Source organism: Gordonia sputi NBRC 100414 (genome assembly GCF_000248055.1).
Taxonomy (GTDB): domain Bacteria; phylum Actinomycetota; class Actinomycetes; order Mycobacteriales; family Mycobacteriaceae; genus Gordonia; species Gordonia sputi.
In genome coordinates, this window is the sequence record NZ_BAFC01000005.1 from 1 (window position 1) to 21,262 (window position 21,262).

Here is a 21,262-nt window from a genome sequence, read left to right on the forward strand (position 1 = left end):
ATCGCCCAACGATTCGGGCTCGTTGCCGTGCGCGGTCAACGACGATGGCCGGGTGTGCGGAACGGCCATCGGGATGGCGTTGAGACCGATCACGTCGGTCACCCGGAAATGGTCGGCGAGGCGTCGAATGGCCTCGGTGAACTGTTCCCACCGCAGGTCCGGCTCCGAGCCGGAGAGCAGCAGGAACGGCTTACCGGCATTGTCGCGGATCGCGTGCAGCGTCAGGGTGGGCATCTCCACGTCGGTGAAGGTCTCGCCGCTGAAGGTGATCGTCGGTCGGCGCGAGCGATAGTCCATCAGCTCGTCGTTGTCGAAGGTCGCCACCACCTCGGACTCGAGCGAGTCGCGAAGGTTCTGCGCGGCGAGTGCCACGGCATGTCCCGCGTCGGCGAAGCCGTCGAGTGCGTGAATAAGTACGGGGCCGGTCCCCGTGGCGTCGGAGACCTGGGGAGCGGGGAAGGCGAGCTCGAAGAGCTGACGGCCCTCGTCCGGATTGGAATCCATGTCGTCCCTCCTCTTGAAGATCGGCACGTGCCTGTCCTACCTGTTCGTCGAATTGTCCCGCATCCACACCACTCGTGACCAATCGGTGTCGCTCGTCGAGCGTCCGCGTGGCGCATCTGTGTTGTTCTTGCAGCGGATCCTTGTGTGTTAGCGGATCTTTGTGTGTTCAACAACCGCGCCCACCTCTCGATTCCCCGAGATGATCTGGGGACCGCCGGAGTGTCGTGACCGGTGCCTCGGCCTTGCGGTGGCACAGTCGAAGTTCGTGGGTGTACGCAGTGTCGGTCTGGTGATGGGGTTGGCCGCGGCTTTTCTCGTGGCGTCGTGTTCGGTCGATGGTGATGCGACGCAGAACACCTCCGATCTCTCCTCGCGGTCGGTGACCGCAGCCGATTTCCCAGTGCCGGGTGCGACCCGCGTTCCGCAGAACTCGGTCGCATATGCCATCGGTGACCTCATCGGCCGACCAGCCAACTCGCCCTACGATCCACCCGAGTGTCAGCCCGCGGCGGTTGGCTCCGATGGAGCCGTCGTCTATCTGGGAATCGTCGAAGCCGACCGTGCGTCCTTCACCTCCGCCGTCGTCGGAGTCGATGACGCGTTGAGCGCGGTGGTCGATCAGGCGCGTGCGTGTCCTCGAGCGACCACCGGCAACGAGACGACGGCGACGAGCAAGGTGCAGACAAGGGTGTCCGACGCTCCCGCACACCCTGCGGGTGTCGACACCGCAGCCGTCCTGCGGACGGTCGAGACCGGTGGCGACCAGGCGCCGCTCCTGACGCGCACGATGACCTATATCGGACAGCGGGGCACAGTGCGCGTGTATTGCCAGTACCGATGGCCATCAGCTGGTGACATCAGCACCGAGGCCAGTGGTCAGCTCGGTGCCCTCTTCGAGAAGGCGCTGCGGGCGGCATTCGGTTCGTGAATCTGTGCATCCGTCCGAGGATGTGCACAAGGTGGGTCATCGGGGCAGTTGGCGGGTTCTGTCGTCCGCAGACGAACCCAAGATGTTCGACATGTCACTTCGAAAAGAATCGCCGCACGGGCCCATCCGGACCGTCTCTGCGCTGCTCACCGCCATCCCTGGCTTCTTCGGCTTCATTCCGGAGCGCTCACTCATTCTCCTGGCGCTGGCACCGGACGCGCGCACGGTCCAGGCGTCCGTACGGCTGGATCTCGACCTTGCCGCTGACGACACCCCTGCGCGGCCGATGCTCAACGAGATCGACAATCTGGCGCGAATACTGCGGGGCTACGGCAGTGCCGACCTCATCGCGGTGATCGGTGACGACCGCTTCGACCTCGATTCCCGGACGTATGAGGAGATTCTGTCGATAGTGGATCGGCGGATGCGACGGTGCGGCGGTATCGGTCGCGGCTACGTGTGCGGTCGCTTCGCGGAGGGCGAGCACTGGATGCAGATCTGGGAGCACAGCGCTGCACTCACGTCGCGGTCGTCGCTGCAACGCGGAGTGCTCACGGATCCGCGGACCTCGCCGACCGCTGTGTCCGATGCAGTTCATTCGGGGCGGTTGCTCCTGGCAAGCCGCGCGGAGATCGCATCGATGCTCGCCCCGGCGCCTCATTGCGACGACGGCTCCTGCCACGCAGGGGCTGGCGGAGGCAGCTTCGACGACGAGCCACCACACGAACTCATGGCAGCGATCTACGAGGCGGTCGTGATGGAGCCCGACCGCTTCTCGTGCGAGCGGGTTGCCGAACTCGAACGCGCGATCTGCGACGTTCAGGTTCGCGATGCCGCGCTGGGCTTCGCGGTCACCGATCTTCGTGCAGGCGCCGAGGTGTTGTGGCGTGAACTGACCCGACGGTTGACGGGTACCGGACGAGCCAGCGCCGCGACGCTCCTCGCGCATCTGCACTACATCGCAGGTGAGGGGAGCTTTGCGGGCGTGGCGCTCGACGTCGCGCGCGAGGCCGACCGCACGTGGAAACTCGCACAGCTCCTCGACCACTCGCTGCGCAACGGGCTACGCCCGGACAACCTCTGGCACCTCATCGGTGACTCGTACGACGCGGCAGCACAACTCGGCGTAACGCTCCCCGGCGCCACTCTGCGTAATGCGAGTTGACCGGTGGCGCCGGATTGCGGTGTCGCTCAGACCTTTTCGACGAACAGCGAGTGGGCCATCTCGGGAGACAGGGTCAGTCCGGCGTGACCGGGAGTACTGATCTCCACCTTCTGCGGGGTGCAGGTCACTGTCACGCGTGCGTTCGGGACGACTCCCGCGTCGCGCAGCGCAGCGATCAGCTCGGTATCGGACTGGGCGTGCTCGGAGAGTCGGCGGACGATCACCGCGACCGCCTCACCCTGCGGGAGATCGGACAGGCGAGCGGCCTCTCCCGTGGACGTCGGCGTCTCGACGCCGAGTTCTGCCAGGCCGGGAATCGGATTGCCGTATGGCGAGGTCGTCGGGTTGTCGAGCACGGCGAGGAGCCGGCGCTCGACGTTCTCGCTCATGACATGCTCCCAGCGGCACGCTTCCTCGTGGACCTGGTCCCAGGGCATGCCGATGACATCGACGAGCAGCCGCTCGGCGAGACGGTGCTTGCGCATGACGGCGACCGCGAGGGCACGACCCTTGTCGGTCAGTTCGAGGTGGCGGTCGCCCGCGACGCGCAACAATCCGTCACGTTCCATACGCGCGACCGTCTGAGACACGGTCGGTCCGCTCTGCTCGAGTCGTTCGGCGATGCGTGCGCGCAGTGGGACGATTCCCTCTTCTTCGAGGTCGTAGATCGTCCGGAGGTACATCTCGGTGGTATCAACCAGATCGTTCACTTGAGCCAGTCCCTTCCGTCTTTACAAGAGTACCTTGACCTGCTTCCGAGACTGCCTCGTCACATGCCGAACGCGTCCGGCCCGCGCGGTGAGGCACTAGCCTTGGTTGTGTGCGTAGTGCGTGGAGACATCGATGAGCGCGGCAGTGATCTGGAGCGAGGAGTTCCTCTCGTATCGCTGGGCACACACCCACCCGATGAATCCCGTGCGCTTGGCGCTGACGATGACCCTCGCACAGAGCCTCGGAGTGCTCGACGACGTCGACGTCTCCGAACCGCTCGCTATCGGCGACGATGCTCTGACCGTCGTCCACAGTCGGGACTACATCGACGCGGTGCGTGCCGTCGGATCGGGAACGGCGTCGTTGTCGGGCCCGCTTCTCGAGCGTCTGTTCGGACTCGGCGACTCCGACAATCCCGTGTTCGACGGAATGCACGAGGCGGCGCGGCTGCTGGTCGGTGGAACGCTGGCGGCAGCGCAGGCGGTCGGTTCCGGAGCGGTGCGTCGGGCGGTCAACATCGGTGGCGGAATGCACCACGCCATGCGGTCGCGTGCAGCGGGATTCTGCATCTACAACGATTGCGCCGTCGCGATCCACTGGCTGCTCGAGAACGGTTTCGACCGCATCGCCTACATCGACATCGACGCACACCACGGTGATGGCGTGCAGGTGGCGTTCGCATCCGACCCGCGCGTGATGACGGTGTCGCTGCACCAGCATCCCGCGACACTGTGGCCGGGAACCGGCTGGCCGACCGAGGTCGGTGAGGATGCCGCCGAGGGTTCCGCGGTCAACATCGCGCTGATGCCCGACACTCAGGATCGGTTGTGGCTGCGCGCATTCCACGCTGTCGTTCCGTCGTTGATCGCCGAGTTCAAGCCGCAGATCATCATCAGCCAGTGCGGCGCCGACAGTCATCGCGCCGATCCGTTGACCGATCTCTCATTGACCGTCGACGGGCAGCGCGCGGCAATGATCGCGATGCGTGACCTAGCCGAGAAGTATTGCGACGGCAGGTGGATAGCTGTCGGTGGAGGCGGCTACGGCGTGGTGAATGTCGTGCCGCGCAGTTGGTCGCATCTGCTCGGCGTTGTGCTCGATCGTGACGTCGACGTGTCGACACCGATCAACGAATCATGGTGTGCCACAGCAGAACAAATCGCCACGCAGGTGCACTCGGAGTACTCGCAGGCGCCCGTGCATGTCATGGGCGACGGCGGCGACGTCGACTTCGTCGAGTGGGATGGCGACACGGGCCAACAACCGCCGCCCGGCATCGACGAGAGCGCCCAACGACAAACAGATCGCGCCATCATGGCCACTCGCCGTGCGGTGTATCCGCTACACGGACTCGACCCGGAGGACCCCCGTGACTGATTCCCCCGTGACTGATTCGACCGCAACTGATTCAACCGGGACTGATACCCCAGCGACTGATACTCCAGCGACCGATTCAGCCGTACAGGCCGGTCACCGGGATGATCACGCAGAGGGCGAGCGCCCGCGCGGTCCGTGGGACTACCCCCGACACTGGATCGCCGACGTCCTCGCGTCCGACGGCGGTGTGGTGCATCTGCGTCCGATCGTTCCCGACGATGCCGACCGCGTCGTCCGATTCCACTCGGGCTTGTCAGAACGCACCAGGTACATGCGCTACTTCGGTCCGACGCCGACTCTTCCGCCGCGTGAGGTCGCACGCATGACCACGGTCGACCACCACAACCGGGTTGCGATCGTCGCGGTGCTCGGTGGGGAGATCATCGCGATCGGCATCTACGAGGGACTCGCCGCCGATGGCAAGCCCGAATCCGCAGAGGTCGCCTTCGTCGTCGCCGACGAACACCAGGGCCGGGGACTCGGACCCATTCTCCTCGAACATCTCGCCGGTGCAGCTGCCGAGAACGGATTCACCCGCTTCGAGGCCGAGGTGCTCAGCGAGAATCCCAACATGGTCGCCGTCTTCCGCGACGCCGGCTACCAGATCTCGCGCGCATTCGACGGCTCGACGGTGCACGTCGAGTTCACGATCGATCCCACCGAGGCGATGCTCTCCGTGCGCAACGACCGTGAGCGCGCCTCCGAGGCGCGCAGCGTCGCCAACCTGCTGCGGCCGGCGTCCGTCGCCGTGATCGGTGCGTCGACCGATCCCAAAAAGGTGGGAAACGCACTGCTGGCCAACATCATTGCGGCCGGATTCACCGGACCGGTGTTCCCGGTGAATGGTCCCGACCGTGACGGTGAGCCCGACGATGAGCAGGGCGAATCGGCCCACGACGCGGCGCGCGCCGGGGCCACGCGCACACCACAGCGACGTCATCGCGGCCCGGCGCGTGCGCCCCGCGTGCGACCGCCATCGGTGAGGGGAATCCGCGCGTACCCGACGGTGCGCGACATCCCCGACCCGGTCGATCTCGCCGTGGTCGCGGTGCCCGCGGCGAGCGTCGACGAGGTGCTCGACGACTGCATGGTCAAGGGCGTGCGTGCGCTGGTGATCGTGTCGTCCGGCTTCGGGGAGAGCGGTGAGGCGGGTCTGGAGAGCGAACATCGCCTCGTTCAGCAGGTCCGCGAGCACGGCATGCGCCTGGTCGGGCCCAATGCCCTCGGCGTCGCGAACAACGACCCGTCGATCGCGCTGAATGCCACTCTCGCGCCGCGTATCCCGCCGCTGGGCCGCGTCGGATTCTTCTGTCAGTCCGGTGCGCTCGGCATCGCGATCCTCGACACGGCCGCCCATCGACAGATCGGACTGTCGACATTCGTCTCGGCGGGCAACCGCGCCGACGTCTCGGGCAATGACCTGCTGCAGTACTGGGATTCCGATACCGCCACCGACGTCGTGCTGCTGTACCTGGAGAGCTTCGGTAACCCGCGGAAGTTCTCGCGCATCGCCCGCAGGGTGTCGCGGTCGAAGCCGATCGTCGCGGTGAAGTCCGGTAAGGGGGCGATGAGCCCGGTGCGTGCCGCACGGACCGCTGCGGCGAGCCTCGACGATCGCATCGCGCAGATGATGCTCGAGCAAGCAGGCGTCATCCAGGTCGACACCATTCCCGAATTGTTCGACTGCGCATCGCTTTTCGCGTACCAACCCCTACCTCGCGGCCCCCGGACCCGCATCATCGGCAACTCGTCGGTGCTCGGCAGCCTCGCCGCTGATACCGCGCGCTCGGGTGGTCTGGAAGTGGAGTCGACCATAGACCTCGGCGCAGGAGCCTCGGAGGACGATTTCGAGGGCGCCGTCGCGCAGGCGATGGCCGATCCGGGGGTCGACAGCGTGATCGTCGTCTTCGTGCCACCCGTCGCCGTCGACCTCGGCTGGCATGCCCGCGCACTGATCGCAGGCGCGAACACACCGGACGCCGATGCCGACAAACCGATCGTGACCACCTTCCTCGCCGTCGAGGGCATCCCGCCGGGCCTGATGAAGCCCGGGCCGTCGGGGTTACCTGCCCGCGGCTCGATTCCGTCGTATTCGTCTCCTGAACGGGCAGCGGCCGCGCTGGCACGCGCGTGGCAGTACGCGCGTTGGTGCGCGCGACCGGAAGTCCCCGTCGAAAGGCCCGACGGTATCGACCCCGAGGCGGCGCGGACATGGGTGCGCGAAGCGATGTGCGGACCTTCTGACGATGAGTCGGATGAGTCAGGTGGCTCCACGGCCGCAGGCGCCGATGAGGTGACGGTACTCGGCGACGTCGACTCGGCACGCCTGCTGGAGTGGTACGGCGTCCGGGTGGTTCCCTTCCGCGAGGTCTCGACGATGCACGAGGCGTCGGCCGCGGCGCGTGACCTGGGATTTCCCGTGGCCGTCAAAGCAACGTCGCCGTCGTGGCGCGGCCGACTCGACCGTGAAGGCGCACGACTCGACCTTCCCGACGCCACCGCCGTGGTGACCGCGTTCGCCGAGATCTCGGAGCTGACCGGTGACAAGGTGCTCCACGTGCAGAAGATGGCGCCCAAGGGCGTCGGCACCATGGTGCGCATGCGCGACGACCCGTCGTTCGGGCCACTGATCTCGTTCGGCTTGTCGGGCAGGACGTTCGAGCTACTCGGCGACGACGGGTATCGCGCGATCCCGATCACCGCCCTCGACGCCGACGAACTGATCGACGAGCCACGATCGGCCCCGCTTCTCTACGGCTATCGGGGAGAGGCCCCTGTCGATCGGGAAGCTCTGGTCGACCTGCTCATCCGCATCTCGACGATGGCCGACGACATCCCGGAGATCCGCGAGATCTTCGTCGACCCCGTGCTGTGTTCGCCGGAGGGCGCAGCAATCCTCAACGCCCGCATACGAATCGGCCCGGTGCCCACCAAGGCGGATACCGGACCGAGACGATTGAGCTGATTGGACGATTGAGTTAGCGGTGGCGAGTCAGCTCGCGTAGGCGCGCAGACGCTCGGCGCGCTCGCCCTGGCGGAGCTTGCCCATCACCTCACGCTCGATCTGACGGACGCGTTCGCGCGAGAGCCCGAACATGCGGCCGATCTGGTCGAGTGTGCGTGGCTGTCCGTCGTCGAGGCCGTAGCGCATACGGATCACCTGCTGCTCACGCTCGTCGAGCGTGGCAAGCACCGCGCGGACGTCGGTGTGCATGAGTCCGGCGATGACGGCGCTCTCCGCGGAGGTCGCCTCCGCGTCTTCGATGAAGTCGCCGAGCGGTGCCTCCTCGTCGCTGCCCACCGGCATGTCGAGGCTCACCGGGTCGCGGCTGTGGTCGAGCAGATCTGCGATCTTCTCCGCCGGGATGCCCGATTCGTTGGCGAGCTCGTCGTCGGTGGCCTCGCGGCCGAGTTGCTGGTGCAGCTCACGCTTGATGCGGGCCAGCTTGTTGACCTGCTCGACGAGATGGACAGGCAGACGGATGGTGCGGCTCTGGTCTGCCATGCCTCGCGTGATGGCCTGACGGATCCACCAGGTCGCGTACGTTGAGAACTTGAAGCCCTTGGCGTAGTCGAACTTCTCCATCGCGCGGATCAGGCCGAGATTGCCCTCCTGGATGAGGTCGAGGAGTGGCATTCCGCGGCCGGTATAGCGCTTGGCCAGCGAGACGACGAGGCGGAGGTTGGCCTCGAGTAGGTGAGCTCGTGCGACCTCGCCCTCACGAACGACGATCGTGAGATCACGCTTCTTGGCAGCGGACAGCCGCTTGCGGGTCGCCAGAACGTGCTTGGCGTAGAGGCCGGCTTCGATCTGCTTGGCGAGCTCGACCTCCTGCTCTGCGTTGAGCAGCGCCGTGCGGCCGATGCCGTTGAGGTAGACACGGACCAGATCTGCCGCAGGTGACTGTGCGTCGAGATCTTGTTCCGTCATCGCCGGGCGTGAGGGGGTGGTGTCGCCAGAAGCGACGGTGGATGTGGAGCGTGTGACGGTGGAGCGTGACATCTGGCCTCCTAATCGAGTGCGTTCATAGGGTGCAACGACATGCACTCCGTGAAAGTTCCCCGGGGGCTGATTCGGTCTACTGGCTCCTGAGCTGCATGAACGCTCGATCTGGTACGAGAGAGCGACTGAGAATCGGCTGAGATCTGGTCCAGCTGACGCGACTGGGTCCACTCAAACCGGGTGTCGATGCCGTCAGTTTCGATGTCGGTCGTCGGCGACGGTGGAGTCGATGACGTTCGACTCGCCGCCGAGAGCCTGTGGGCCGACGACGTGGTGGTCGGGGCCGTATTTGTAGTGGGCTACCTCTCCGCGCTTGCGAGGCGGTCGATCGTTGGCGATCAGGACGGCGACCCAGGGGAGCGGGATCGACAGTGCGACGATGCCGAGCGCCCACCAGCCCGATCCGGTCATGCTGTAGACGATGCCCGCGATGATCAGCGCGGGAACACGAAACGACATCAGCGTCAGATATTTGCGTACGCGCGCCCTGTGCTGCTCGTCGAGGGATTCCTGCGCGTCGGTGATGAGGAAGGCCTCGGGCGACACATGATCGCGGCGTGGCCCCTCAGTACCCACCATGACTGCGCTTCGTTCCGTCGAATCCCATGTCTCCACTGTTCCACTTTCGGTTCCTGATTGCACCGACGGGGCAACCGTCGTGTGACGCGCTCGGGCGTGTCTCAGGCCGCGCTGGTGGCCCTGGTCGTCGGGCGTCGTGGGTCACCGTGTCGGAATCGGGCAGTGAGGAGCACAATAGAGCGCATGGCTACCGAAACTATCGAGCGTCCCGACCTCGACGAATGGTCGGACACCAAGACCGACGAGCGGCCCGACGCCGACGCGACGGATCGGGGAGACGACGACAAACCCAAGTTCTTCCACTACGTCAAGAAAAACAAGATCGCCGAGAGCGCGGTCATGGGCAATCACGTGGTGGCGCTGTGCGGCGAGACGTTCCCGGTGACGCGCTCGGCCAAGCCGGGATCGCCCGTCTGCCCCAAGTGCAAGAAGATCTACAACCGGATGCGCAAAGAGTGACGTTTCCTGCCGCAGCCACCGCCGCCCGCTAACGACGTTTGCCGGGCGGCGGTTGCCGTTGAGGTGACGACCGGTCCCGGGGAGTCTGCATGCCATCGGTCGGGGTGTCATACGCGTGGACGTCCGTGTCGGCCTCGGAGCCCGAGTCGCGCGTAGCGTCGTCGGGCTGCTGAGGGGACTTGCGGATCGGCCCGGTGGCCAGTCGCTCGGGAATCGACTTGATGTGGCCGGTGATGTCGGAGGTCTGCTCGTGTACCCAGTGTCGGACGTGCGCGGTGGCAGGGGGTTTGGCCGGCCACAGTGATTGCACCGCGGCATTGAACTCGGCGCCGATCACGATCGCGAAGCCGAGGAAGAACGTGAACAGCAAAAAGGCGATCGGCGTCGCCAGTGCGCCGTAGGTGTATCCGGCGCGTGTGATCGCGGCGAGGTAGATACGCAGCACGTAGCTGGCGATCCAGAAGAAGATCCCGGCGACCACCGCGCCGCCGACGAGCCGATGCCAGGGCAGCGGATTCGGCAGCGCCAGGTGATAGAGCGTCGTGAGGACCCCGAGGAGCAGCAGCGCGACGAACGGGAAGTATCCGTAGTCGATCAGCGCGCTCACACCTCGGTCCCACGAGTCGGGCACGATCTCGTGCAGGTAGTTCGGGCCGAGTGCAACCAGTGGCAGCAGGAACACCGACACGAGCAGGAAGCACACGTACAGCAGGAGCGCGAAGATTCGCTGCCACACCGGATTGCGTACCTCGTGCTGGTCGTGCGCCCGAACGATCGACGCGACGAAACACGACACGGCCGACGACCCGGCCCACAGCGACAGGATGAAGCCGATCGAAATCACTCCGACCCGTCCGCGACCGAGGACGTTGTCGACGGTCGGGGTGATGAGATCGTTGACGACGCTCGTCGAGAACGTGCGTTCCGCGAAGCTGATGATCCGCGACGAGATCACTTCGACGGTGTCGGGACCGAACCACCCGGCGACGTAGCCGACGCTGCCGAGGAGCCCGAGAAGCAGCGGAGGCAGCGACAACGCCTGCCAGAACGCGGCCTGTGCGGCCCAGCCGACGATTCCGTCGTCCCATGCCTTCTTGATCGTGCGCCAGACAACCCGATGGATGTTCGGCAGCACAGGCGGCCCGGGGGCAGACGGCTGGTGCGCCTGCGGATCGTCGGTTCCTTCCGACGCGGCGTCGTCGGTGTCACGCGTCGGCGGAGAGCCACGCGGGGCCGCAGCGGCATCGAGGGCAGGAGAGTCGAGGGCAGGAGTGTCGAGTGTTGGGGAATCGAGCGGCCGCCCGTCGTTTCCCATCGGAAGGTCCATCGACACGGGTGCCGGCCGGCGCGGAGGTCTGCGCGCGCGTTCTCCGAGAGCCGGCGACGGGGTGGCGTCGTCGGTCATCGGAACAGGGTTGCGGCGTGTCGTGGCTATGGGTCCAGCATCCCTGATCGGCGCAGGTTGCGTGCGACACACCCCTTGCCGCGTGTCACAGACCCCATTGCGGCGCTCGCGTCGATCACCCGTGTCTGGCGAAAGCGGCGTCGGCGCGAGCCGCTAAGATCGAGAAGTCCCCTCGGATGAGTGAATGTGTTCCGGCACGGTCCATCTGGCCGAGGGGTTGTTTCTTGCCTTCGCGCCGTCGGGAGCTTTGATTACGTGACTTCTGCCCAATCGCCCGCAACGCCCGCCGGTCCGCCGCTACGCGCCTGGCAGCGACGAGCGCTCACGAAGTACCTCGCGACCAGGCCGACAGACTTTCTCGCGGTCGCAACGCCGGGTGCGGGAAAGACGACGTTCGGACTTCGGGTCGCGCGGGAACTGCTCGACGATCGCACGATCGAACAGGTCACCGTTGTCACCCCGACCGAACATCTCAAGCATCAGTGGGCGCAGGCCGCCGCGCGCGTCGGCATCGCTCTGGACTCCCGGTTCCGCAACTCCGACGGTCAAACCAGCTCCGACTACAACGGTGTCGCCCTGACCTACGCGCAGGTGGCCGCGCACCCGTCCCGGCACCGGGTGCGCACCGAGAATCGTCGAACCCTCGTGATCCTCGACGAGATCCATCACGGTGGCGACGCGAAATCGTGGGGCGACGCGATCCGTGAGGCGTTTTCCGACGCCGTGCGAAGGTTGTCCCTGACAGGAACGCCGTTCCGCTCCGACGACTCACCCATCCCGTTCGTCACGTACGAGCCGGAAGAGGGTGGCGTGCTGCGATCGCGTGCCGACCACACCTACGGCTACGCCGACGCACTCTCCGACGGCGTCGTGCGGCCTGTCGTGTTCCTCGCGTACTCGGGGCAGGCGAGTTGGCGTACGTCGGCGGGGGAGGAGTACACCGCCCGACTGGGAGAGCCACTGTCCGCCGAGCAGACGGCGCGAGCCTGGCGAACCGCGCTCGACGCGCACGGTGACTGGATTCCGTCCGTGCTCCAGGCCGCACACACACGACTCGGCCAGTTGCGTGCGGCAGGCGTTCCCGACGCAGGCGGCCTGGTCATCGCCACCGATCAGACCGTTGCCCGCGACTATGCCGAACTCCTCGAGTCGATCACCGGCCGCAAACCGGTCCTCGTCCTCTCCGACGACCCGAAGTCGACGTCGCGCATCTCGCAGTTCGCCGAATCCGACGACGAATGGATGATCGCGGTCCGCATGGTGTCCGAGGGCGTCGACGTTCCGCGCCTGGCGGTCGGCGTGTACGCGACAAGTGCGTCGACGCCGCTGTTCTTTGCGCAGGCAATCGGGCGTTTCGTGCGCTCGAGACGCCCGGGCGAGACCGCGAGCGTGTTCTTGCCCTCAGTCCCGGTGCTATTGAACCTGGCGAGCCAGATGGAAGCAGAGCGCGACCACGTGCTCGGCAAACCTCATCGCGACAGCGACGGCCTCGACGACGCGCTGCTGATCGATGCCAACAAGCAGAAGGACGAGGCGGGCGAGGAGGAAAAGAGCTTCCAATCGCTGCATGCCGACGCCGAGCTCGACCAGGTGATCTTCGACGGTTCATCGTTCGGTACCGCGACGTTTGCGGGCAGCGACGAGGAATCGGACTACCTGGGACTTCCAGGGCTGCTCGACGCCGACCAGGTGCGCGCACTGCTGCGCAAGAAGCAGGCCGACCAGGTTGCGCAGCGATCGGCGGTGACGCGGATCGTTCCGGCGGCAGACAAGGTGCCGACACAGCAGGCGACGGGCGAGAACCTCCACGCGCTACGAAAAGAACTCAACGGGCTGGTCGCGATGCACCACCATCGCACCGGTAAGCCGCACGGCATGGTCCACAACGAACTACGCAGCAAACTCGGCGGCCCGCCGACGGCGATGGCCACAGCCGACCAACTCCGCGAGCGCATCAAGGCGCTGCGCGCGTGGCGGTGACGCGAGCGCACAAGATCTGAATAGCAGAACGCCCCGGCCACATACGAGTGGTCGGGGCGTTCGCTACGTGTATCGGTCTCTAGACCAGCTCTCCCGCAGACTCTTCGACGGTGGCACTGAGCTCGACGAGTCGGGCCTCGTGCTCGTTGAAGTGGTGGCGGCAGAAGAGAAGCTCGCCGCCCTTGGGCAGGACGGCACGAACCTTTGCGGCTGCGCCACAGCGATCACAGCGATCGGCAGCGGTGAGCGGTATGGAGATCGGGGTTGTGGTGGCGATGTCAGACATTTTCCTCCGTCCCGGTCCGGCGCCGGTGTGGTCGCCTTCCCTTCAGAGCCAACGCATCCGGACGATGCGTCAACCTCACTGTGTCAGACGTTTCGGGGCCTCGTATTGTTCCGCCGGTTTCCCGGGTGTGTCGTCACTCACCGTTTACATCGGTTCGCCGAGGTGCAACACAACTACACGATCCCGTTACGCGAGAGGCGATCTGGCTCACATTTCGATGGTGGTGAGACCTCTGGTGGCTATGGTGCTGCAGTGACGTCACCAACCGACGGACGGACCGTCGAACACCTCATTCATCTGATGTCGAATGCGGACTGGGACGCAGTCCGACACGAATCGGAGCTGCGGCCGTCGTCGCTCGCCGACGTCGGGTTCATCCACCTCTCGACTCCGCAGCAGGTGCACCTGCCGGCCAACCGGTTCTACTCCGGTGAGCACGACCTGCTTGCGTTGCACGTCGAGCCGACACGACTCGACGCCGAGATCCGCTGGGAACCCGGCGTCGCCGGCGATCCGGAATCGATGCTGTTCCCGCACCTCTACGGCCCGCTACCGCTGAGCGCGGTGGTCGACGTCACGAGCTACCCGCAGCAAGCGGACGGCACGTTCGCGCCGTTCGACGAATCAGGTACCTGAACCGCGGCCGTATCGACGGTCAGTCGAGGTAGTCGCGCAGAACCTGCGAGCGGCTCGGGTGCCGAAGCTTCGACATGGTCTTCGACTCGATCTGACGGATGCGCTCACGCGTCACGCCGTAGACCTGGCCGATCTCGTCGAGTGTGCGCGGCTGACCGTCGGTGAGTCCGAAGCGGAGTCGGACGACGCCGGCTTCGCGCTCGGACAGCGTCTCGAGCACCGACTGCAGCTGATCCTGGAGCAGCGTGAAGCTGACCGCGTCGACCGCAACCACGGCCTCTGAGTCCTCGATGAAGTCGCCGAGCTGGCTGTCGCCCTCGTCGCCGATCGTCTGGTCCAGCGAGATGGGCTCACGCGCGTACTGCTGGATCTCCAGCACCTTATCGGGCGTGATGTCCATTTCCTTCGCGAGCTCTTCGGGAGTCGGCTCACGGCCGAGGTCCTGGAGCAGCTCACGCTGGATGCGGCCGAGCTTGTTGATGACCTCGACCATGTGCACCGGGATACGGATGGTGCGGGCCTGATCGGCCATCGCGCGGGTGATCGCCTGACGGATCCACCAGGTGGCATACGTCGAGAACTTGTAACCCTTGGTGTAGTCGAACTTCTCGACAGCGCGGATCAGGCCGAGGTTGCCCTCCTGGATCAGGTCCAGGAACGCCATGCCGCGGCCGGTGTAGCGCTTGGCGAGGGAGACGACGAGACGCAGGTTGGCCTCGAGAAGGTGGTTCTTGGCGCGGTTGCCGTCGCGGGAGATCCAGTTCAGGTCGCGCTTCTGTGCGGTCGAGATCTTCTCGCCGGATTCCATGATCCGACGCAGACGCTCGGTGGCGTACAGGCCTGCTTCGATGCGCTTGGCGAGTTCGACTTCCTCTTCTGCGTTGAGGAGGGCGACCTTGCCGATCTGCTTGAGGTAGGCACGAACCGAGTCGGCGGACGCGGTGAGCTCTGCGTCTTTGCGGGCCTGACGAAGAGCCTCTGACTCTTCCTCGTCCCAGACGAAGTCTCCTGCGGTCTTCGCGTCGGCGTCCTTCGACGCCTTGTCGGCGGGCGGCGCGACCGGGGGAGTGGCTCCGGCGGTCGTCTTCGCGGGAGTCTCGGACTCCTCTTCGGCGTCGTCGTCGGCCGTATCTTCGGCTTCCTCGTCGTCGACCTCGAGATCGTCGTCGTCGATCTCGACGTCTTCGTCGAGTTCCGCGTCGGGGCCGTCGATGTCGTCGATCGAGCCGCCGTCGAGTTCTTCTGCTTCGTTGGCTTCTTCTGCCCCGTCGGCAGGACTCGCGGCCTTCTTGGCCGCCTTCTTCGGAGCGGCTTTCTTGGCCGCCTTCTTGGCGGGGGCCTTGCGAGCTGTGGCCTTCTTGGCCGCCTTCTTGGCGGTCTTCTTTGCCGTTGGCTTATCTGCAGCCGGGGCCGACGTCGTCGTCGAATCCTCGGCTTCGGCGTCGCTCTGGCGGGTCTGGGTGGCTGCCACGTACAACCTTTCCGAACACAATCTGACACGCTGATTCACAGCGGAGAACCGCTGCGGATCGGGCTGGTTTCTCGGTGCATCGTCACCGGTGGAAGCCATTGTAACGACAACATCACCCCGAATGTGACAAATGCCAGGTCAGGCCGGTTGTCGCAATCTCGGTAGCGCGCCGTCGGCGACCCCTGGGGATCGCCGACGGCGGGCGCTACGAGATCGCTGCGACGTCGACGGGATCAGGGCTTGAGACCCTGATCGACGGCCATCGCGGCTCCCACGATTCCGGCCGTGTTCTGCAGGGTCGCCGGAACCACTTTGGTCTCGTTCGTGAGGTACGGAATCCACTTGTCGGCCTTGCAGCTGATGCCGCCGCCCGCGATGAACAACGACGGCCAGAACAGTGCCTCGTACTCATCGAGGACCTTGCTGACCTTCTTGGACCATTTCTTGTACGACCAGCCCTTTTCTTCCTTCACGCGCGAGGACGCCTGATGCTCGGCTTCCTTCTTTCCGACGATCAGGTGGCCGAGCTCGGTGTTCGGTACGAGCGTGCCATTCACCAGGATCGCCGATCCGATGCCGGTGCCGAACGTCAGCAGCATGACCACCCCGTCGACGCCACGTCCGGCGCCGTGCGCGTCCTCGGCCATTCCGGCTGCGTCCGCGTCGTTGACGACCGACAGAGCACGCCCCCCGAGATCCTTGGCGAAGAGCTCGTAGGTATTCGTGCCGATCCAGCCCTTGTCGATGTTCGCCGCGGTGCGCATGGTTCCGCCGGTGATGACTCCGGGAAGTGTGATGCCAACGGGCCCATCCCAGTTGAAGTGGCCGACGACCTCGGCAACGCCTCGCGAGACCGCTTCGGGTGTCGCCGGTTTGGGGGTGAGCACCTTGTAGCGTTCGCCGACCAGCTTGCCGGTCGTGAGGTCCACGATTCCGCCCTTGATCCCCGACCCCCCGACGTCGACGCCGAACGCGCGTGGTCCGGCGGAATCGCTCGCAGAGGTGGATGAGTCGGTCATGGCGGCTTCCTCTCTCGGGGATCGCGGTGTCCGCGACCGTGCGATATTCAGGCTATCGAGGCGTGACGTGCAACGGGCGGACCTTGTCGGAAATCGTGTCGCACGGTGACGATCGCGTACCCGTCGGGTGATTGCGTGCCGCCCACAGGTCGAGTAGAGGTCACCGAGAGGGTCGGGCGAAGGTCAACTGACATGATGGTCTGGTGAACATCCCCCGCGAGAAGGTCGATACGGCTCCGACTATCGCCGGCGTCGATGTGGAGCGGCTTGGTGAGGTGGCATTCGAGGTGGCCACCGAAGCGGCTCGCCATGTCCGCAGGCGGCGGCCGGAGCTGTTCGGTCACACCGGAACGGCACCGGGAACAGGCAATGACGTTGCCCCGTCGGCAGTGTCGACGAAATCGACGCCGACCGACCCTGTGACGCTCGCCGACACCGAGTCCGAGGAACTCATCCGCGGGCTGCTCAAGCGCCTGCGTCCCGACGATGCCGTGCTCGGTGAGGAAGAGGGCGGCACCGTCGAGGTCCCGTCCGGTGTGCGCTGGGTGATCGATCCCATCGATGGGACCGTCAACTTCCTCTACGGCATCCCCGCGTATGCGGTCTCCGTGGCCGCCCAGGTCGACGGCAGGTCGGTTGCCGGTGCTGTGGTCGACGTCGCGCGCGACGTCGTCTACACGGCGACGCTGTCGGGTGGCGCATATGAAGTCCGCGACGGTGTGCGTACGAGGCTTCGTGCCAACCCGATCTCGCGCGTCGACCTCGCTCTGGTCGCGACCGGCTTCGGCTACGACGTCGAACGCCGACGCGCACAGGGCGAGCTGATGTCCCGGCTTCTTCCGCGGGTTCGGGATCTACGTCGGATAGGTGCCGCGGCGCTCGACCTGTGCATGGTTGCCTCCGGCGCGGTTGATGCGCACATCGAGCACGGATTGAGTCCCTGGGATTGGGCGGCCGGTGCCCTCATCGCAGCAGAGGCGGGTGCGATTGTGCGGACTCCGCCACCGGATTCGCGCTCAGCAGCCGGCGACGCCACGGTTGCCGTCGCGCCTGGTATCGCTGATGAGTTCTTCGCGTTGCTCGATGAGATCGGCGCGCTGTCGCCGATCTCCTGAGGGATCAATCAGGCTGTCGATCAACAGGATTGGGCGTGAACCGCCCGCACCACTCCCGGGTCGGCTCCGGTCTTGGGGTTGTGCGGGTCCGCCGAGCGAAGGGCTTCGAGCGCGGCCTGTGTGTCCTGCGACTGCTCACGTGCCTTGTAGTGCTCGCCGAGCGCGACGTCGACTGAGGTACCGGTGCGGCCGTCGTCGACGAGTTCTGCACACGGGATCGCGACCCAGACCGACGCTGCGGCAGCCTTTCCTGCGGGCCCGAAGCGGATCTGCGCCACGCAGTCGAGGTCGTGGTTGGGGTAGAGGGCGTCGTCGGCGTATGCACCGTCGGGAACGGGATTGAATCCCTGCGCGGTCAGATCGTCTGAGACCGTCTGGGCTTCGCCGCGCTGAGTCGACGCGTTGAGCACACGCACCTGGAACGTCGACAGTGCGGCGGGTGCGACCTTCAGCATGTCGTCACGGCTGACGACGGTCAGCTTCGGTGTCTTCGCCGACGCGGCCGCTGGGGCATTGGCGACCGGGGGTGCCGCCACCGATGAACTGGCCGGTGTGGGCTGGTTGCAACTCGTGGGCGTTGCGTCGGCCGTCGAGTTGGAAAGCGCGACAGCCCATGCGATCACACCCACGACGAGCAGGATGACCGCGACGATGATGGCGGGCCGCGCACGCCGACGTCGATAGGGGCGTCCCTTGTCATCGGTGGGGTAACCGACCGTAATCCTCGAGACCACCGTTGACCCTGCTCCTTCTCGCATCCACGCATACCTGCGCCTGCCGACGCCGGGAGCCCAGCGAGCAGGACGAGGTTCACTGTAGAGGGTTCGTGCGCGGGTGTGGGTCAAGCACTGTGTATGCGAGTCGGTCCCTGTGCGTGTGAGTCGGTCCGGTCTGCGCACGAGTCCTGGTTCACTCCGGGTGTGCGTCTGAGTCGACCGACACTCGGGAATGAATCGGCGTACGCGTGATGTTGACCGCGGACAAGCGATGCACTACAGTTCGGGCGCCCCGTCCTAGACAAGGGCGGACCAGTCTGCAGAATATGTGATGCACATCACATAAATCTGTTTGGTTGGGGGTAACGAATTGCAGGCGCCACGAGTTGTTGTGACGTCGGTGAAATCCAACCCCCGACAGGCATCGTGCTCATTGGTCGACTGGCCACAAGCCAGTCCTCCTCGGCTCCAACTCCAACCAAGTAAGGCACACAATGGCTACTGATTACGACGCGCCACGGCGTACGGAGACCGAAGACCTGAATGAGGATTCGCTCGAAGAGTTGAAGGCTCGTCGCAGCGAAGCCCAGTCGTCTGCGGTTGACGTCGACGAGACCGACACGGCCGAGTCTTTCGAGCTGCCCGGCGCTGATCTCTCGGGTGAAGAGCTCTCCGTCCGCGTGATCCCCAAGCAGGCCGACGAGTTCACCTGCAGCAGCTGCTTCCTCGTTTATCACCGCAGCCGATTGGCTCGGGAGAACGGCAGCTCGCTCATCTGCGTCGACTGCGCCTGAGCGGCGCGCAGCGTGCCGGTATCCGGCACCGCTGCGCCGCTTGCGTCTGCTCGTGAGTCTCGGACCGACCGTGGGCCCCCAGCCTTGGTCGTCCCCACTCCTGGTCGCTTCAGCCCAGGTCGCTTCAGCCCTGGTCGCGGTCCGAGTGCTCAGGACTCACCGTATGCGTCGTGCTGGCATCGGGAATGCCCAGTGCGGCGAGCACCTTTTCGGGATGACGCGTTGACACCAGCCAGTAGGGCGTCGGGTCATCGGGATCGTCCAACACCAACAACACCATCGTCTTGATCCACGCGTGGTGCATGAGGAAGGCAGCCGGATCGAGCTGCCGACCGAGCGCCGCACTCTTGGCCGACGCAGGGATACTCGCCCCGCGCGCGATGACAGAGCTCGGCAATTGCGCCTTGCCCGCGTGCAAGACCCCGTCGGCGCTGACCCTGATCTGGGTACGGCCCATCGACCACAGCATGAATGCACACAGCAGCCCGACGGCGATGTATCCGACGAAACTCCACGACGAGCGATGCGCCGAGAGCTCTATCTCGTATCCGGCGACCGCGGTCACCACTGCCGCGGCAGGCCACCACCACAGGGGCACACGCAGCCGTTCGCTGTAGCGGTCTGCTGCCGGATCAGTCGGTCCTGACGACCGGACCCCGGTCTCCTCGGGGCGTTCGGATGAACTCACAAAGCTCAGCGTAGTCTGCGTTCGTGACCGTAGAATCCACCCCCGGCGCTGCACCGATCGGTCAGATCCCGGTGAAGCGACTCGATCCGGACATTCCACTGCCGACTCGGGCTCATGCCGGCGATGCGGGTGTCGACCTCTGTTCCACCATTGATGTCGAACTGCCGCCAGGCCGTCGACAGCTCGTCGGAACGGGGATCGCCGTGGCGCTGCCATTCGGAACGGTCGGGCTGATCCATCCGCGGTCGGGACTCGCCGCGCGCGCCGGATTGTCGATCGTCAACGCGCCCGGAACCATCGACGCCGGGTACCGCGGGGAGATCAAGGTGTGTCTGATCAACCTCGACCCGTCGGAGACGATCAGCATCGTGCGCGGGGATCGCATCGCGCAGTTGCTGATCCAGAGGATCGAACTCGCCGACTTCACCGAGGTCGACGAGCTCGACGAGACAGCTCGCGGCGAGGGTGGCTACGGATCGAGCGGCGGACACGCCATACTGACGGGTGGGGGATCCGTCGATCCGGGCACTGTCGACCCGGCCAACGGCTCGGATACCGCAGGCGACAACGCGAACGAGGAGAACCCCACGTGATGGCACGAGACCCCGAGTCGGCGTCGGACACTGCCGACCAGCCGCTGCTCATCGGGCAGGCGCGCGGACCCTACGACATCACCGAACTCGACACCCCGGCAGAGGATCTCGAGAAATCGCACCTCGACCTCGGTGCCGTGCTGGTGCCTGTTGTCGAAGGCGGCCAGGTCACCGTCGAGATGACCGCCGACCATCAACCAGAGGCCGTCTACCTGGTGACTCCCTACGGCCGGATCACCGTCGCTGCTTTCGCGGCGCCGAAGTCGCCGGGACTGTGGCGCGAGGTGGTCGGTGAACTCGTCGACTCATTGAAGAACGACGGAGCGACCACGAGCATCGAAGACGGTCATTGGGGCCGCGAAATCGTCGCAGAGGTTCCGGGCGGCTGTCATCGTTTCATCGGCGTCGACGGCCCGCGCTGGATGGTTCGCCTGGTGGCGAGCGGACCGAACGAAACCGCGTCCGAACTGTCCCAGCTGTCTCGTGCCGTGCTCGCGGAGTCGGTGGTGCGTCGAGGCGCCGAGCCCGCACCTCCCCGCGAGATGCTGCCTCTTGTCCTGCCGCCGGTCTTGGCCGAGCAGGTCGCCGCAGCACAACAGCAGATGTTCGAGGGCGCGTCGGCCGAGGGTGGCGATGTCCCGCCCGGCGTCGTCGTACCCGACGGAGCCGTTGCAGGCTCGGGTGACGATCCGACTGCGCAGCAGACGGGTGGCACGGACACGGGCGACGCCGCCGACGACGCCGAGTTCACGGCCGGTGGGGACGTCGACTCCTCCGACGATCAGACCCGCTCGGCGGGCTCGGCAATGCAGCGTTTTCGTCGACGCCGCTGA

At 65.7% G+C, this 21,262-nt stretch carries 20 protein-coding genes and 1 pseudogene; 11 read left to right on the plus strand and 10 right to left on the minus strand.

What is annotated here, in order from left to right; translation table 11 throughout:
• A partial coding sequence (locus GOSPT_RS00515) for a PAC2 family protein (RefSeq protein WP_005201864.1) occupies positions 1-504 on the minus strand: 504 nt, incomplete at its 3' end.
• Between the two features lie 265 nt (positions 505-769).
• Here GOSPT_RS00515 and GOSPT_RS00520 point away from each other — a divergent pair.
• Both GOSPT_RS00520 and GOSPT_RS00525 read left to right on the plus strand, forming a co-directional pair.
• The gene (locus GOSPT_RS00520; protein WP_231894750.1) at positions 770-1,432 is read left to right on the plus strand and encodes a hypothetical protein; all 663 of its coding nucleotides are present in this window, start codon (positions 770-772) and stop codon (positions 1,430-1,432) included.
• An 82-nt stretch (positions 1,433-1,514) separates the two neighbouring features.
• The gene (locus GOSPT_RS00525; protein ID WP_141630764.1) at positions 1,515-2,597 is read left to right on the plus strand and encodes a DUF4192 domain-containing protein; all 1,083 of its coding nucleotides are present in this window, start codon (positions 1,515-1,517) and stop codon (positions 2,595-2,597) included.
• Between the two features lie 26 nt (positions 2,598-2,623).
• On the opposite strand, the gene GOSPT_RS00530 is transcribed toward GOSPT_RS00525, so the two are convergent.
• Positions 2,624-3,307: an iron-dependent transcriptional repressor DtxR gene (locus GOSPT_RS00530; RefSeq protein ID WP_005201868.1), complete on the minus strand. Its 684-nt coding sequence runs from the start codon at positions 3,305-3,307 to the stop codon at positions 2,624-2,626.
• Positions 3,308-3,440: 133 nt separating this feature from the next.
• Here GOSPT_RS00530 and GOSPT_RS00535 point away from each other — a divergent pair, with 133 nt between their 5' ends.
• Positions 3,441-4,685 carry an acetoin utilization protein AcuC gene (locus tag GOSPT_RS00535; protein ID WP_005201869.1) on the plus strand — a complete coding sequence of 415 codons (1,245 nt, stop codon included), beginning with the start codon at positions 3,441-3,443 and terminating at the stop codon, positions 4,683-4,685.
• Positions 4,686-4,842: 157 nt separating this feature from the next.
• Complete coding sequence (locus GOSPT_RS00540) at positions 4,843-7,650, plus strand: bifunctional acetate--CoA ligase family protein/GNAT family N-acetyltransferase (protein WP_231894753.1); 2,808 nt, start codon at positions 4,843-4,845, stop codon at positions 7,648-7,650.
• A 27-nt stretch (positions 7,651-7,677) separates the two neighbouring features.
• On the opposite strand, the gene GOSPT_RS00545 is transcribed toward GOSPT_RS00540, so the two are convergent.
• Positions 7,678-8,688 (minus strand): sigma-70 family RNA polymerase sigma factor, encoded by a 1,011-nt coding sequence (locus GOSPT_RS00545; protein ID WP_005201872.1) that lies wholly within the window; start codon positions 8,686-8,688, stop codon positions 7,678-7,680.
• A 192-nt stretch (positions 8,689-8,880) separates the two neighbouring features.
• On the minus strand, positions 8,881-9,267 hold the full coding sequence (locus GOSPT_RS00550) for a DUF3099 domain-containing protein (RefSeq protein ID WP_005201873.1): 387 nt from the start codon (positions 9,265-9,267) through the stop codon (positions 8,881-8,883).
• Between the two features lie 183 nt (positions 9,268-9,450).
• On the opposite strand from GOSPT_RS00550, the gene GOSPT_RS00555 reads away from it, so the two are divergent.
• Positions 9,451-9,726 carry a DUF3039 domain-containing protein gene (locus GOSPT_RS00555; protein ID WP_005201874.1) on the plus strand — a complete coding sequence of 92 codons (276 nt, stop codon included), beginning with the start codon at positions 9,451-9,453 and terminating at the stop codon, positions 9,724-9,726.
• A gap of 28 nt (positions 9,727-9,754) precedes the next feature.
• Here GOSPT_RS00555 and GOSPT_RS00560 read toward each other — a convergent pair whose 3' ends face one another.
• Complete coding sequence (locus tag GOSPT_RS00560; protein ID WP_005201875.1) at positions 9,755-11,041, minus strand: YihY/virulence factor BrkB family protein; 1,287 nt, start codon at positions 11,039-11,041, stop codon at positions 9,755-9,757.
• A 345-nt stretch (positions 11,042-11,386) separates the two neighbouring features.
• Here GOSPT_RS00560 and GOSPT_RS00565 point away from each other — a divergent pair, with 345 nt between their 5' ends.
• The gene (locus tag GOSPT_RS00565) at positions 11,387-13,111 is read left to right on the plus strand and encodes a DEAD/DEAH box helicase (protein ID WP_005201876.1); all 1,725 of its coding nucleotides are present in this window, start codon (positions 11,387-11,389) and stop codon (positions 13,109-13,111) included.
• A 79-nt stretch (positions 13,112-13,190) separates the two neighbouring features.
• Here the strand turns inward: GOSPT_RS00565 and GOSPT_RS00570 are convergent, their stop codons facing one another.
• The gene (locus GOSPT_RS00570; protein WP_005173003.1) at positions 13,191-13,397 is read right to left on the minus strand and encodes a DUF7455 domain-containing protein; all 207 of its coding nucleotides are present in this window, start codon (positions 13,395-13,397) and stop codon (positions 13,191-13,193) included.
• A 300-nt stretch (positions 13,398-13,697) separates the two neighbouring features.
• Here GOSPT_RS00570 and GOSPT_RS00575 point away from each other — a divergent pair, with 300 nt between their 5' ends.
• The gene (locus GOSPT_RS00575; protein ID WP_005201877.1) at positions 13,698-14,033 is read left to right on the plus strand and encodes a DUF952 domain-containing protein; all 336 of its coding nucleotides are present in this window, start codon (positions 13,698-13,700) and stop codon (positions 14,031-14,033) included.
• Between the two features lie 19 nt (positions 14,034-14,052).
• On the opposite strand, the gene GOSPT_RS00580 is transcribed toward GOSPT_RS00575, so the two are convergent.
• Together GOSPT_RS00580 and ppgK are read right to left on the minus strand one after the other, a co-directional pair.
• The gene (locus tag GOSPT_RS00580; RefSeq protein ID WP_005201878.1) at positions 14,053-15,504 is read right to left on the minus strand and encodes an RNA polymerase sigma factor; all 1,452 of its coding nucleotides are present in this window, start codon (positions 15,502-15,504) and stop codon (positions 14,053-14,055) included.
• 233 nt (positions 15,505-15,737) lie between these two features.
• Positions 15,738-16,523 (minus strand): polyphosphate--glucose phosphotransferase, encoded by a 786-nt coding sequence (gene ppgK, locus GOSPT_RS00585; RefSeq protein WP_005201879.1) that lies wholly within the window; start codon positions 16,521-16,523, stop codon positions 15,738-15,740.
• A gap of 203 nt (positions 16,524-16,726) precedes the next feature.
• Between ppgK and GOSPT_RS00590 the strand changes: the two genes are divergently transcribed.
• Entirely contained in the window at positions 16,727-17,638 is a 912-nt protein-coding gene (locus GOSPT_RS00590; protein WP_005201880.1) for an inositol monophosphatase family protein, read from the plus strand.
• Between the two features lie 20 nt (positions 17,639-17,658).
• Here the strand turns inward: GOSPT_RS00590 and cei are convergent, their stop codons facing one another.
• Positions 17,659-18,372, minus strand: coding sequence for an envelope integrity protein Cei (gene cei / locus GOSPT_RS00595; protein WP_005201881.1), 714 nt, complete (start codon positions 18,370-18,372; stop codon positions 17,659-17,661).
• Between the two features lie 476 nt (positions 18,373-18,848).
• Between cei and GOSPT_RS00600 the strand changes: the two genes are divergently transcribed.
• Complete coding sequence (locus GOSPT_RS00600; RefSeq protein ID WP_005173015.1) at positions 18,849-19,148, plus strand: DUF4193 domain-containing protein; 300 nt, start codon at positions 18,849-18,851, stop codon at positions 19,146-19,148.
• Positions 19,149-19,272: 124 nt separating this feature from the next.
• Here the strand turns inward: GOSPT_RS00600 and GOSPT_RS00605 are convergent, their stop codons facing one another.
• A complete protein-coding gene (locus GOSPT_RS00605; RefSeq protein WP_005201882.1) occupies positions 19,273-19,836 on the minus strand; it encodes a DUF3093 domain-containing protein in 564 nt (187 codons plus the stop codon).
• 23 nt (positions 19,837-19,859) lie between these two features.
• On the opposite strand from GOSPT_RS00605, the pseudogene dut reads away from it, so the two are divergent.
• Together dut and GOSPT_RS00615 are read left to right on the plus strand one after the other, a co-directional pair.
• A pseudogene (gene dut / locus GOSPT_RS00610) lies at positions 19,860-20,336 on the plus strand (dUTP diphosphatase); the annotation flags it as partial.
• A 92-nt stretch (positions 20,337-20,428) separates the two neighbouring features.
• Positions 20,429-21,262 (plus strand): DUF3710 domain-containing protein, encoded by an 834-nt coding sequence (locus GOSPT_RS00615; protein WP_005201885.1) that lies wholly within the window; start codon positions 20,429-20,431, stop codon positions 21,260-21,262.